The sequence below is a fragment of the Pseudomonas sp. FYR_7 genome (genome assembly GCF_043106155.1).
GTDB lineage: Bacteria > Pseudomonadota > Gammaproteobacteria > Pseudomonadales > Pseudomonadaceae > Aquipseudomonas > Aquipseudomonas parafulva_B.
In genome coordinates, this window is record NZ_JBICMI010000023.1 from 15384 (window position 1) to 27916 (window position 12533).

Annotated in this window: 10 protein-coding genes, 1 tRNA gene and 1 pseudogene; 8 read left to right on the forward strand and 4 right to left on the reverse strand. The window is 61.7% G+C overall.

Annotation, left to right across the window (positions count from 1 at the left end):
• Nucleotides 1–88 precede the first annotated feature (88 nt).
• Nucleotides 89–331: a DUF465 domain-containing protein gene (locus tag ACF8R3_RS06065; protein ID WP_058637376.1), complete on the reverse strand. Its 243-nt coding sequence runs from the start codon at nucleotides 329–331 to the stop codon at nucleotides 89–91.
• Between the two features lie 256 nt (nucleotides 332–587).
• Here ACF8R3_RS06065 and ACF8R3_RS06070 point away from each other — a divergent pair.
• Nucleotides 588–662: transfer RNA gene (locus tag ACF8R3_RS06070), tRNA-Gln, on the forward strand.
• 156 nt (nucleotides 663–818) lie between these two features.
• Here ACF8R3_RS06070 and ACF8R3_RS06075 read toward each other — a convergent pair.
• Genes ACF8R3_RS06075 through ACF8R3_RS06085 form a run of 3 tightly spaced genes read right to left on the reverse strand, consistent with a single transcriptional unit; the run spans nucleotide 819 to nucleotide 5940 of the window.
• Complete coding sequence (locus tag ACF8R3_RS06075; protein ID WP_058637375.1) at nucleotides 819–3206, reverse strand: hybrid sensor histidine kinase/response regulator; 2388 nt, start codon at nucleotides 3204–3206, stop codon at nucleotides 819–821.
• Nucleotides 3207–3219: 13 nt separating this feature from the next.
• Nucleotides 3220–3678 carry a response regulator gene (locus tag ACF8R3_RS06080; RefSeq protein WP_027914629.1) on the reverse strand — a complete coding sequence of 153 codons (459 nt, stop codon included), beginning with the start codon at nucleotides 3676–3678 and terminating at the stop codon, nucleotides 3220–3222.
• 15 nt (nucleotides 3679–3693) lie between these two features.
• On the reverse strand, nucleotides 3694–5940 hold the full coding sequence (locus tag ACF8R3_RS06085) for an ATP-binding protein (RefSeq protein ID WP_392474964.1): 2247 nt from the start codon (nucleotides 5938–5940) through the stop codon (nucleotides 3694–3696).
• A 265-nt stretch (nucleotides 5941–6205) separates the two neighbouring features.
• On the opposite strand from ACF8R3_RS06085, the gene ACF8R3_RS06090 reads away from it, so the two are divergent.
• From ACF8R3_RS06090 to ACF8R3_RS06120, 7 genes and pseudogenes are all read left to right on the forward strand, one after another.
• Nucleotides 6206–6733 (forward strand): spore coat U domain-containing protein, encoded by a 528-nt coding sequence (locus ACF8R3_RS06090; RefSeq protein WP_145255320.1) that lies wholly within the window; start codon nucleotides 6206–6208, stop codon nucleotides 6731–6733.
• 28 nt (nucleotides 6734–6761) lie between these two features.
• The gene (locus ACF8R3_RS06095) at nucleotides 6762–7298 is read left to right on the forward strand and encodes a spore coat U domain-containing protein (RefSeq protein ID WP_058637373.1); all 537 of its coding nucleotides are present in this window, start codon (nucleotides 6762–6764) and stop codon (nucleotides 7296–7298) included.
• Between the two features lie 18 nt (nucleotides 7299–7316).
• Complete coding sequence (locus ACF8R3_RS06100; RefSeq protein ID WP_058603835.1) at nucleotides 7317–7850, forward strand: spore coat U domain-containing protein; 534 nt, start codon at nucleotides 7317–7319, stop codon at nucleotides 7848–7850.
• 3 nt (nucleotides 7851–7853) lie between these two features.
• On the forward strand, nucleotides 7854–8357 hold the full coding sequence (locus ACF8R3_RS06105; protein ID WP_392515217.1) for a spore coat U domain-containing protein: 504 nt from the start codon (nucleotides 7854–7856) through the stop codon (nucleotides 8355–8357).
• A 38-nt stretch (nucleotides 8358–8395) separates the two neighbouring features.
• Nucleotides 8396–9172: a molecular chaperone gene (locus tag ACF8R3_RS06110; RefSeq protein WP_197843968.1), complete on the forward strand. Its 777-nt coding sequence runs from the start codon at nucleotides 8396–8398 to the stop codon at nucleotides 9170–9172.
• 99 nt (nucleotides 9173–9271) lie between these two features.
• A pseudogene (locus ACF8R3_RS06115) lies at nucleotides 9272–11568 on the forward strand (fimbria/pilus outer membrane usher protein).
• Nucleotides 11565–12533 carry a spore coat protein U domain-containing protein gene (locus tag ACF8R3_RS06120; protein WP_392515219.1) on the forward strand — a complete coding sequence of 323 codons (969 nt, stop codon included), beginning with the start codon at nucleotides 11565–11567 and terminating at the stop codon, nucleotides 12531–12533. The pseudogene ACF8R3_RS06115 and the gene ACF8R3_RS06120 overlap by 4 nt, the downstream one beginning before the upstream one ends.

A 12533-nucleotide genomic window follows, 5' to 3' on the forward strand; every position in this document is an offset into this window, starting at 1 on the left:
AATCTTGCACTAGCCTTGGTTGTATGACCAATCGAGAAAATGACCGTCAGTGATCACCTGCTGCGATAGGTCACCGCACCCGGGCACCTTATGCCTTGGGTTGCAGTTGACGCTCGATCATGTACTTCACGGTCAACCGGCGCTCCTTGAGACGGCGAAGGTCTTCGTCCTCGAAATTGCCTGCCGAGATGGATTCGGCCGCCAGCACCTGGTTGTCAATGTCGACATATTCGTCGAGCAAGCGGTCCAGGGCTTTATCGGTCTGACGGCGTTGTTGAACGATTTCACGAGGGTAGTGCAGGTCTTGATACAGATCGTGTGAAACAGGCATGGCATCCTCCAGAAGCATGACGGTGGCGATAACCATTGGAATGAAGGTTTGCGATTGCGTTGACGAGAAGGGGCAGGAATGCGACGAACGGTATTGCCGCATTGTTGCTGACGACTAACTCGCTGTTTTTCGGTAATTTTTTTAACAGAGGGCTTCCCAAGCTCCAACATTGTTGATAAAGTGCCGCGCATTCCAAGACAACAACGCGTTGTCAGTTACTTGGAGTTGTCAGAGCAGCTTCAGCTGCATCCGATACAGGGGCGTCGCCAAGCGGTAAGGCAGCAGGTTTTGATCCTGCCATGCGTTGGTTCGAATCCAGCCGCCCCTGCCATTTTCTACATTTCTATTTTCAGTGCATGGGCTACCAGCGCTGAATTCGTCGTTTCTGAGATTCGCAATTTTCCGGCAGATTTCCTTTGATCGAGAGGCGCATCCTGCAAAGCGCCTCTTTTCAAAAGCCGTCCCTGGCGGATCCTCAACCTATGCGTCAGCTCGCTGTACCCAGCATCTCGTTCAGTGCCCTGGCAAGTTCGTCAGCTTGTACCGGCTTTTGAATGACCAGGCTATCGGGCAAGTCCAGCCCTTGGAGCTCCGCATAACCCGTCAGGAACACCACGCGCAGGTTGGGGTAGCGCTCTCTGGCCGCCATGGCCAGCTGAGCGCCATTGAACTCAGGCATGGCGAAGTCGGTGAGAAGCAAGTCGATATCATCGTCCAGCAGGGCCAGTGCCTGCTCCCCGCTGTGTGCCTGGCGAACCTGATACCCATACTGACGCAGGACATCGCCTAGCATGTCGCGCACCAGATGGTCGTCATCCACCAGCAGCACATTACGGTTGTAGCCGCTCTCGGTGATGGTATGGGTCAATGGCAGCGGTTCCGGTTCGCTCACGACCTGATCCTTCACCGCAGGCAAATAGACGGCCACTTCGGTGCCTCTACCCGGTGCGGTATCAATGCGCACCCCGCCGCCCGACTGCTTGGCAAACCCGAAGACCTGCGCCAGGCCCAGGCCGGAGCCCTTGCCGATGTCCTTGGTGGTGAAGAACGGTTCGAAGACCTTGGCCAGTACCTCCTCGCTCATGCCGCACCCCGTGTCGCGGATGCTCATCATGACGTACTCGCCAGGGTCTGGATCTTCCGGGCGGCGTGGCAAGTCATCGATGCGCGTGTTGCGTGTGGACAAGGTCAGCTGGCCGCCCTCGGGCATGGCGTCGCGGGCGTTGATCGCCAGGTTCAGGATGATCATCTCGGTCTGGGTCGGGTCCGTAAGCGCCTGCCAGAGTGATTTGTCCAGATCCAGGCGTACAGAGACATTGCCGCCCAGGGTGCGGCGTAGCAGTTCTTCGAGTCCATCAAGCGTGCGGTTCAGGTTCAGCGGCACGGGTTCGAGCCGTTGGCGCCTGGAAAATGCCAGCAATTGCGAGGTCAGCTTGGCGCCGCGTTCACCCGCTTCCCTGATGTGAGTAAGCCTGGTTCGTGCCTTCTCGACATCGGCTTTCACCAGGTCGCGCTCCAGAAAGCTCGCCCCAGTCAGGATCACAGTCAGCAAGTTGTTGAAGTCGTGGGCCACGCCCGCGGTAAGCTGGCCCACAGCCTCCAGACGCTGCATCTGTTGCAGGGCGGCCTCGATACGCTCACGCTCGCTGATCTGTTCGCGCAGGCGGGCATTGGCCTCGGCCAAACCCATTGCCGTTTCACGCTCACTGGTAATGTCCCGCGCGACCACGTAGAGCAGGGTGTCCTCGGGTACCACAACCCACGACAGCCAACGCTGCTGGCCACCTGCGTGAAGAATCCGGCCCACAAACCGCGCGCTGGTGCGCCCATGGGCCAGGGACGCCAGTTCGGTTAGCAGCAGTTCCTGATCCGCCTCTGGTAGCAGGTGCAACAGCGACGACTGGCTCAAACGTTCACGCGAAAGGCCCAGACTGGCTTCCCAGGCTGGGTTTAGCGCCACCGGTGTCAGGTCGTGGTTGAGCACGGCCAGCAGGTCCTGGGAGAGCTCCCAGGCACGGTCGCGCTCGCGGGTACGTCGCTCGACACGCTCGCCGAGCATTTCGTTGAGTTGGCGCAATGCCTGGGTGGCCACGCGCTGGGTGTGAACATCCTGAAGAACACCTGAAAAACGTACGCACTTGCCGTCGACGAACTGGCTCTGGCCACTGCTCAGGACCCACCGGGGCTCCTGGCCATCGGGCGGCACGATGCGAAACTCCATGCGATAGTTGCCGCCACTTTCCGGGAGCATGGCCAGGTCGACAGCTTTGCGAACCATCTCCACGTCGTCTGGATAAATGCCAGCGTAGAACACCTCCAGGCTCATCTCGGTGTCCAGCGGCAGGCCGAACATTGCCTTGCAGCGTTCATCCCACGCCAGCACTCCCTCTTGGGGCCTCAAGTCCCAGGTCCCCATGCCCGCAGCGTTGATAGCAATGCGCGCGCGTGCTTCCACCTCCGCCAAGGCCTCTTCGGCGCGGCGTCTGCGCTGGCGCTCCTGCACCTCGGTGAGTGCACGGCGCACTGCCTTGGGCAACAACGGCAGGTTTTTCTTGAGCACGTAATCGGTGGCGCCCAGGCGGATCATCTCTACCGCATGTTCCTCGCCGTAGATACCGGAGAGGAAAATGAAGGGCACATCAGGGGCCAGGCGTTGGGCGATCGAGAGCACTTCGGTGCCGGATGACCCAGGCAATACGCAATCACACAGGATCAGGTCATAGCGCCCTTCGCGAAGGGCATGCTCGACGCCGTTGTGATCGAAGACCAGGTGAGACTGGATGCGCAGACCGCTGCGCTCAAGGCGCATCAGGGTGAGCTCGGCGTCCATCGAGCTGTCTTCGACCATCAGTAGATTCAGCGGGGTAGACTGCATCGTGGTGCAGGCCTCAGTTGCCGCGACGGTTCAGGCGCAACGAGCCGGGTGGAGGCTCGTTGAGTACCGCCCAGAAGATGCCCAGGTCGGAAATGGCGGCAACGAATTCCTTGAACTCGACGGGTTTGACCACATAAGCGTTGACGCCCAGTTCGTAGGCGCGCAGCAGGTCGGGTTCTTCGCGGGACGAGGTCAGCATCACGGTCGGAATACTGCGCAGCTCCGGGGAGGCACGCAGCGCCTTCAGTACCTCCAGCCCATCGACTTTCGGCAGCTTGAGGTCGAGCAAAATCACGGCAGGGTTGCCGTCGTCGCGGTCGGCGTAGGCCTCGCGGCGCAACAGGTAATCCAAGGCATCTGCGCCGTCGCGCAGCACGATGACTTCGTTGGCCAACTGGCTGCGCTCCAGTGCCAGGAGTGTCAGCTCCAGGTCCCGAGGGTTGTCCTCGACCAGCAAGATGGGTTTGAGCATGATAGGTGCGGTACCTCAGTGTGTCGCGGATGGGCGCGGTAAAGTGAAATGAAAACTGGCGCCTTTGTCGATCTGGCCTTCGGCCCAGACACGGCCATCGTGCCTTTCAATAATGCGGCGAACACTGGCAAGGCCAATGCCCGTGCCTTCGAAATCCTCCATGCGATGCAAGCGCTGGAAGACGCCGAACAGCTTGCTGGCATAGGCCATGTCGAAGCCCACGCCATTGTCCCGGATACAGACCTCGGTCTCGGTTGGGTGCTGCACTGCTGTGATCTCGATGCGGGCAGGTGTCCGTCCACGGGTGTATTTGATGGCATTTGCCACCAGGTTGTTCAATGCCAGGTTGATGAATGCCGGGTCGCCATAGGCCCGGGGCAGCGGCGCGATGTCCCAGATGATCTCACGCCCGGCGTAGTCGGGTGCCAGTTCAGCGCGAATGGCTTCGACCAGAGCGTTGAGGTCCACTTCCGACATGCGCAGGGCAGAGCGGCCCATGTGCGAGAAATGTAGCAAATTGTCGACCAGGTTGCCGGCAAAATGCGCCGCTTCGCCGATGTGTTGCAAGAACCTTTTGCCCCGTTCACTCAAACCGTTGCCTTCCATTTCGCCCAGCAATTCCGTATACCCCGCGATATGGCGCAAGGGCGCCCGCAGGTCGTGGGAAACACTATACGAGAATGCCTCGAGCTCCTTGTTGGAGCGGCGCAATTCGTTGGCCATCTGCGCCAGTTCTTCAGCCTTGCGCAGCACGATACCCAGGACCGCATTGCGCAACTCCATTACGCCCTCGATGACCAACGGGTCCCAGGGTGCACAGTAACCGTGCAGTTGCTCCTGCCAGCGTTCGAAACTATGGCGAGGCGCGAGGTTGCCCAGTGGTGCGACTTCCTTGGTAGGCTGCCCAGCCCATTGGACGCTACGCACCTGTTCGGGGCGGAACCACAGCAGGTAGTGCGAGTGGATTTTAGAGATGGCCACTGCCAGTACGCCGCCGACATGCTCGGCCAATTCGGGCAGCTCGCTGACGTCACGGCGTACATTATCCGTCTGGAAAACATCTTCACCTTGGCGGGCTAGCCAATGGACCAGCGCATTGACCTGTGCCTCTGGCGGGACAGCTCCGATCAGCTCGCAATGCTCGGCAGAAATGATCGCAGCGCCTTGAGCACCTGCAAACGCCAGGAGCACATCGGGCAACGTACGCAGGCCTTCGCTGACACTATCGTGGTCGGCCATGGAAGAAATCATCCGCACGATGTACCGCCGCAACTCCAGTAACTGGTGAGTGCGGGCATGGGCTTCACGGGATTCGATCTGCAGGGACAGGACGCTGGCCAGCAGTTCACAAGCGGTACGTGTGCGCAGGGCCACCGATCGCGGTTGTGCGTGATGGCACGAAATGAGTCCCCACAGTTTGCCATCCACCACGATGGACAATGACATCGATGCCAGCGTATCCATGTTGCGCATGTATTGCAGGTGCACGGGCGATACGCTACGCAAGCTCGTGAAGCTCATGTCCAGCGGTTTGCCGGTGGTTGGGTTGAGTGGCGGTATCAAGGGAGACGGCTGATAGTTGGCATCTTCGATGACGCGGATGCGGTTGACCCGATAGAGCTCACGCGCCTGACGCGGTATGTCCGAGGCAGGGAAGCACAGGCCCAGGAAACTTGGATAACCTGCGTCGGCAACCTCGGCCAGTACCTGGCCATTGCCCTCGGCATCGAAGCGATAGGCCTTGACCCGTCCGAAGCCGGTCACGCGCTTGAGCTGAATCACGGTCTGCTGCAACAACTCTTCCAGGCTGCCCGCCAGGTGCAGGCTGCTGACGAAGGTGCGCACCAATGGGTAGTAATCACCTTGGGCCGTCAGGTCCTCGGGCACTCTGTGCGGCTCGAACTCGACGATTAGCACTTGATCGTGCCGGTGTACCAGCAGATGGAGCTCCTCCCGGCAAGGTGCCGTGTCGTGCAAGCGCACATCACCGATATGGAAAGGAAAGACCTCGTCCTCCGGCAGCCTCGCCAACTGCTGGCGCAAGTCAAAGCCGGCCTGGACGATTTCGCCGAAGTTGCAACCGAGCACCGATTCGGCGGGCGTTCCCAGCCACTGCACGATGTTTTCACTCGCCTGTAGGACCTGCAGATGCTCGGGGTCGAGCACCAGAACAAAACCGTGAGGCTGAACGCTACCCGGCACTTGAATGGGCTCTTGAGCGCAGCGTTCGATCGCCTGTGCAAGGGTTCGGTCGGTGGTCATCGAAGATAACGCTCCTGTCATTTGGGACCCTGCATGCCGCAAGAGTCTGGGGCAGGATAATGGTGATATACCCTATCAGAATATCGCCTCGCCTGCCGTGCTTGGCCGTTGAACCCACTTTGCATGAAGGCTGCTTCGCGCTGTCCAGATCTTGCCATGGCCGTTACTGCTTTTTTGCTAATACCAAAAAACAGGCGTGTCGGCCGGTTCGAAGGTGAGCCCGCTGCTAGGCTTGAAACGAGTGTTGAATGGCAGGGACGCTAACGTGAACAATCGCTTGTTTGCCGCGCTTGTGGGCCTGCTGCCAGTCGGCAGTGCCGTGGCGGCAGATTTTCTGGTCGAAGTGAGGGTGTTGGTGGAGCGCGGCTGCATGCTCGTCAACCCTGCCCGGGAGGCGGGAGCACAGGCACTCGGGCGCATCGACTTTGGTGCAGTGTCACGATTGGATGGCCCGCAAGCATCTCGAAGTGGAACGCTGTTGGGGCCTTCAGTGCCGCGGCTGGAGTGCAACCCGGACACGCCCTATCAGGTACGCGTGGACGCTGGCCAACATGGTGGGAGCGGTGCGGTGCGGTTCCTGGCCATGTCAGGCTCCAGCGCCAGGCCCATTCCCTACCGGTTATTTCGTGATGCGGCCGGGCGGCAGCCGATGTTGGTCGATGAGCCGCAATCATCACGGGTGCCTGGCAGCGGCTGGGTCGACCTGCCGTTGTACGCGAGGCTGGACAAGCTGGCCTGGGCCCCTGAAGCAGGGCGGTATGCCGACATGCTCAAAGTGACGGTCACCTGGTAGGTCAACCCATGCACAAGGACGTGAGGCCATGAACCGTTCCTCGATGCTGCTGCTGACCCTTGGTCCCTTGATCGTACCGGGCGGGGCGGCGCACGGCACCAGCACCGGTTTCATCCAGGCGCAACTGATCATCAGCGCTGCTTGCCAGATCAGCAGCGATGAAACGCAACCGGCGACACTGGCCAACCCTGGATTGATGGATTTCGGTGCCCGAGGCCCCAATTGGGAAGAGCCCGTGCGCAGTCGAGTGGATGACGTCGGCACCCAGGGCAGCTTGCAGATCAGCTGCACGCCTGAAGTGCGTGCGTTCAGGGTGAGCATCAATGCGGGCATGAACGGCGACGACGGGATACGCCGCCTGAGCAATGGGCGCGAGTTGATCCCTTACCAACTGGCCGTCGATCCTGCTGGCCGCAGCCACTATCCGGTCGGCCAGGCTCGGCCCTTCGTCATCAGCAGCACCCGGCAGATGCCCATTCCCATCTATGGCGTGCTGGTCGCACAGCCTCGTGCGCTACCCGCTGGCCTGTATCGCGACACCCTCAGAGTGACCCTGGACTGGTAACCCATCAAGGAGATATCGATGCGAACCCACCTCTCACGCTGCATCCTCGCCGGGCTGGGCATGGCGCTGGCGTCCCAGGCGCCGGCAGCCACCGTCACCGGTACCATAAACTCGACACTGACCCTGATTGCGGCTTGCCAGGTCAACGGCAGCTCAGGCACCTCGGGCCTGAATTTCGGCAGCCTGAACTTCGGCACTCAGGATGCCTTGTTCGGTACGGCCAACGCGCAGGTGCTCGGCGGCAGCGGCGGGGCACTGAGTGTGCTGTGTTCAGCGGGCACGGTGCCGGCCATTCGAGTACGCGCAGGCGCCCACGATGGTCAGTCCACCGGGGGCACCCGTGCTCTGGCAGACGGCGCCGGCAATTTCGTTCCCTATGACTTCTATACCGATGCGGGGCGCACGCAGTTGCTGGCCATCGACGGCACGATCACGTTGCCGACCAGCACCGGGGTCGCGCAAACCGTCAACCTCTATGGGCAGGCGCGTGGCAAGGCAGGTCTGCCCGCGGGGGTCTATACCGACACCGTCGCCGTCGAGCTGTCGTTCTGAGGCATGCGCGTTTGGCGTGCAGGGACCGTTGCCGGGTGCATGCTGATGCTGGCTGGCCCCCTGGGTGCGGCCACCACCAGTACCTTCGCGGTAAATGCGCAAGTTGTCGCCGGTTGTCTGGTCATAGGGGGCGCCACGCAGTACGGCACTCTGAACTACGGTACGCAGTCAGCCTTGTCCACGGCCGTGCTGAGTACGGCATTGGGCGGTTCGAGCGTGACGCTGCAGTGCACGCCAGGGGTAGTGCTGAGCATGAGCCTGGATGCTGGCCAGAACGCGAACGCAGGCTTGCGCAACCTCAAGCGTACGGGAGGCACGCAGGTAGTGCCCTACCAGTTGTACCAGGATGCTGCGTTGGCGCAGGGCATCGGCATTGGGCAAAACGTGAACGTGAGTTATGCCGACCCTGCAGCGGTAAGGCTGCCAGTCTACGGAAGGCTCCAACTACCCGGAACGGTGCCTGCCGGTACTTATACCGACGTGGTCCAGGTGACATTGACCTGGTGACCGGTCGATTCGCCACCATACCGTCCAAGGAGGGCTTCATGAGAGAACGCAGCAAATGGATCCGAGCCTTGTTGCTGATGTGCAGCGTGGCTGGCCAGCCGGTGTTAGCCGCCACGTCGGTACTGATCTGGCCCATTGACCCTGTGCTGGAAGCGGGACAGAAGGCAGGGGCGCTGTGGCTGGAAAATCGCGGGACCGCGGCGGCAAGCCTTCAAGTGCGTGTATTTGCCTGGCGTCAGGGGCGCTTCGAGGAGCAGTTCAGCGCACAACGTGAAATCATCGGCAGCCCGCCGGTGGCCACTATCGCACCCGGTCAGAAGCAGCTCATTCGCCTGACGCGCACAGGTGCGGCACCTGCCGGTCAGGAACAGGCCTACCGCATCATCATCGACGAAATTCCCCCCGCAGTGCCCGTGGACAAGGCCGAGGCCGGGACCACGGCCGCAATTCGCCTGCAGATGCGCTACTCGGTGCCGCTGTTCGTCTACGGGGAAGGCTTGTGGGGCCGCCCGGACCCGAACGGCGAGCGCAACGAGCAGGGTGTAGGCAAGCCCCAGCTGACCTGGCAGCCGGTGATGATACAGGGCAAGCCGTACATCGAGTTGCGAAACACCGGCCCGGTGCATGCACGCCTGACCGATGTGGTGGTGCAGCAAGGCAACCAGGCCAAACCAGTTGCAGAAGGGCTGCTGGGCTATGTACTGCCCGGGGCCAGCATGCGCTGGCCAGCGCCGCTGGCCGTGGGGGCCGATGGAACACTCAAGGGCCGGGTCAACGGCCAGGGCGAGGCGGCCGTCATCAACCAGGGTCGATAAGTTACAGGCAAGTCACAGGGCCAGGGAGGGCCCGGCAATGGTCAGGACCGATGCGTGAAGAGGTTCGCGACGAAGCGCCTGGGGTATCTGGGGCTGGCACTGGCCGGTTCTACCCTGGTGCTGGCAGACGACCTGCCGCCGCCGCCAACGGAGCTGTCGGCGGTTGCCGATGCCACCTTGTACCTGGACCTCACGGTGAACCAGATGCCAAAGGCTGAATTGGTGCCGGTGCAGCAAAAGGCCGGGCGCCTTTACATAGGCAGTGACGTGCTGCGCGCAGCAGGCCTTGCGTTGCCCGGCGACCCCTCAGGCGACGTGGCCCTGGACGCCGTTGCTGGGATGCATGCCGAATATGACAGCCAGAACCAGCAACTGCGGCTGGATGTGCCCCCAGGCTGGTTGCCGGACCAGCAAGTCGGTGAGCGCACGCTTTACCCGCCTACCGATGCGCGCAGCAGCTTCGGTGCCTTGTTCAACTATGACCTGTACCTGAACGATACCGATGACAGCGGCACCTACCTCGCCGCCTGGAATGAACTACGCGTGTTCGACAGCTGGGGGACCGTGTCCAGCACTGGCCAGTGGCGGCGCTCGTTCAACGGCGTGACGCGCAGTGGCACGGGTGATGGATTCCTGCGTTACGACACCACCTGGCGCTTCACCGACGAGCAACGGATGCTGACCGTCGAGGCCGGTGACCTGATCACCGCCGCCTTGCCCTGGAGTAGCTCAGTGCGCCTGGGCGGGCTGCAGCTATCCAGGGATTTTGCTGCCCGGCCAGACCTTGTGACCTACCCGTTGCCCGCCTTCGCAGGCGAAGCGGCCGTGCCAACGTCCCTTGAGCTTTTCATCAATGGTTACCGGGCCAGCACCACCGAGTTGCAGCCTGGCCCCTATACGCTGACCAACGTCCCTTTCATCAACGGTGCCGACGAGGCAGTGGTGGTGACCACCGACACCCTGGGCAGGCAAGTGTCCACGACCCTGCCGTTCTATGTGACCAGCAGCCTGTTGCAAAAAGGGTTGACCGACTATGCGGTGGCAGCCGGCAGTCTCAGGCGTGACTATGGGGTGCGCGACTTCGGATACGGCCCAGGCGTGGCCTCGGCCAGCCTGCGCCACGGCCTGAGCGATACCTTCACGCTGGAGGCCCATGCGCAAACGGCCGAGTCCCTGATGCTCGGGGGCCTGGGGACGAACATGCGCCTAGGGCAGTTCGGGGTGCTCAATGCTGCACTTGCCCAAAGCCGTTTCGAAGGCAACCAAGGTCAGCAAACCGCCCTGGGTTATCAATACAACAGTCAACGCCTGGGGTTCAGCTACCAGCGCCTGCAACGCCATGGCGATTACGCCGACCTAACCCGCATCGACCGGCGCGACATGCAGCTGAGCAGGAGCAGCGAGCAGGTGACGCTGAGTTTGAACCTCAACCAGTACGGAACCTGGGCGCCGGTTATTTCGATGTGCGCGCCGGGGACGGCACCCGCACACGTTTGATCAACCTCAGTTACAGCAGGCCCCTGTGGGGCAACAGCAGTATTTACTTCTCTGCTAACCGAGAGGTGGGTGATCGCCAATGGGCGGCGCAGGCGCAACTGGTGATTCCGTTCGACATGACCGGCACCCTGGCCTTGGGCATCGAACGCAACAAAGACGGCCAGCACCAGCAGCGGGCCAACTACAGCCGGGCGGTTCCGGTGGGTACCGGGGTGGGCTACAACCTCGGGTATGCCACCGGTAGCGATCGCCAGGCTTACCGCCAGGCCGACGCCACCTGGCGCCTGCAGTCGGTCCAGCTGCAGGCGGGTGTCTACGGCAGCAGTGGAGAAATGACCCGGTGGGCCGATGCCAGCGGCTCGATCGTGTGGATGGACGCCGGCCTGTTCGCGGCCAACCGCATCGATGATGCGTTCGTCGTGGTCAGCACCTCTGGCTACGCCGATGTGCCCGTGCGATACGAAAACCAGCCGGTAGGCCGCACCGACAAACGCGGTCACCTGCTTGTGCCCTATAGCAGTGCCTACTACCGAGGCAAATATGAAATAGACCCGATGGATTTGCCGCCTGACATTCTGGCACCGCACGTCGAGCAACGCGTTGCCGTACGCCGTGGCAGCGGTTATCTGCTCGACTTCGAACTCAAGCAGGTGCAGGCAGCCAGCCTGGAACTGGTGGATGGCAATCAGCGACCGCTGAGCCTGGGGAGCCGCGTCAGACACGTGCAAAGCGGCGCCCAGGCCGTGGTGGGGTGGGATGGGCTGGTTTACCTGGAAAATTTGCAGGCCACTAACCGCTTGCAGGTCGAACTGGCGGGGGGAGGGCAGTGCGAGGTCGACTTCACCCTGCCAGAAAGCACCGGCTCGATCCCTTTGGTCGGGCCGTTGGTGTGCAAGTGAGCCGCCATCAAGCCTGGCTCTGCGCAGGGTTTCTAGCGCTCTGCGCAGAGCCTGCCCTGGCCAAGTGCGCGTCGGTGGCCACCGCGCCCGCTCTGTTCGGCGCCCTCAATTCAACCCAGGTTCGCACCGCCGTGCAGACAGCATCCACGGCGAACGCCGGTTTACAGTGCAATGGCACGGTATTGAGCGTGCTCAGCAACACCGACTCGTTCAAGCTGACGGTACAGCCGTCCACGGGGGTGTTGCTTGGCCCTACAGGGGATGTCATCCCGTATACGCTCTACGCCGATGCCACCACCAACTTTCCCATCAGCCGCGGTGTTGCATTCGAGTACGGACGCACGGGTATCCTCGACCTGCTGGGCTTGCTCAACGGTACGCCCAAGACTGTACCGTTGTACCTTCGCACCCAGATCGGGAGTAACGTGGCGGCAGGTCTCTATCGGGAGACCCTCAAGCTGGATTGGACCTGGAACTATTGTGAAGGGCTTTCGCTGGGCGGGTTGTGCATCGGGCGGGATACCGGATCAGGCACCCAGTACCTGACCGTCAGCCTGACGGTGACCAATGATTGCCAGATCGTTACACCGAATATCAACTTCGGTTCTGCGCCTGTGGTCAGCGCCTTCGCAACGGTAACCCAGAGCCTGAGCGTTTCTTGTACCAAAGGCAGTGCCTACAGCGTCGGGCTCAGCGATGGGCAGAACGTGCTGAGCGGGCGGCGGCGCATGAAGTCGGCTGCCAACAATTACCTGGCATACGACATCTACAAGGGCGCCGGCACCGTTCGCTGGGGCGCGAGCGGTAGCGCCAGGCGGGCCAGTGCCGACGCCGACGTCAACCCGGGCATGGGCACGGGCACTGGCAGTCAGGTATTCAACTACAATGCCCGCGTCTATACCGACCAGGCCACGCCGCCGGCTGCCGGCTACTCGGACAGCGTGGTACTGGACGTCCAGTTCTGA

What these genes read in the sequence shown, in the direction of transcription:
- ACF8R3_RS06065 (WP_058637376.1), bottom strand. Translation starts at nt 331, where the DNA reads ATGCCTGTTTCACACGATCTGTATCAAGACCTGCACTACCCTCGTGAA.
- ACF8R3_RS06075 (WP_058637375.1), bottom strand. Translation starts at nt 3,206, where the DNA reads ATGCAGTCTACCCCGCTGAATCTACTGATGGTCGAAGACAGCTCGATG.
- ACF8R3_RS06080 (WP_027914629.1), bottom strand. Translation starts at nt 3,678, where the DNA reads ATGCTCAAACCCATCTTGCTGGTCGAGGACAACCCTCGGGACCTGGAG.
- ACF8R3_RS06085 (WP_392474964.1), bottom strand. Translation starts at nt 5,940, where the DNA reads ATGACCACCGACCGAACCCTTGCACAGGCGATCGAACGCTGCGCTCAA.
- ACF8R3_RS06095 (WP_058637373.1), top strand. Translation starts at nt 6,762, where the DNA reads ATGAACCGTTCCTCGATGCTGCTGCTGACCCTTGGTCCCTTGATCGTA.
- ACF8R3_RS06100 (WP_058603835.1), top strand. Translation starts at nt 7,317, where the DNA reads ATGCGAACCCACCTCTCACGCTGCATCCTCGCCGGGCTGGGCATGGCG.
- ACF8R3_RS06105 (WP_392515217.1), top strand. Translation starts at nt 7,854, where the DNA reads ATGCGCGTTTGGCGTGCAGGGACCGTTGCCGGGTGCATGCTGATGCTG.
- ACF8R3_RS06110 (WP_197843968.1), top strand. Translation starts at nt 8,396, where the DNA reads ATGAGAGAACGCAGCAAATGGATCCGAGCCTTGTTGCTGATGTGCAGC.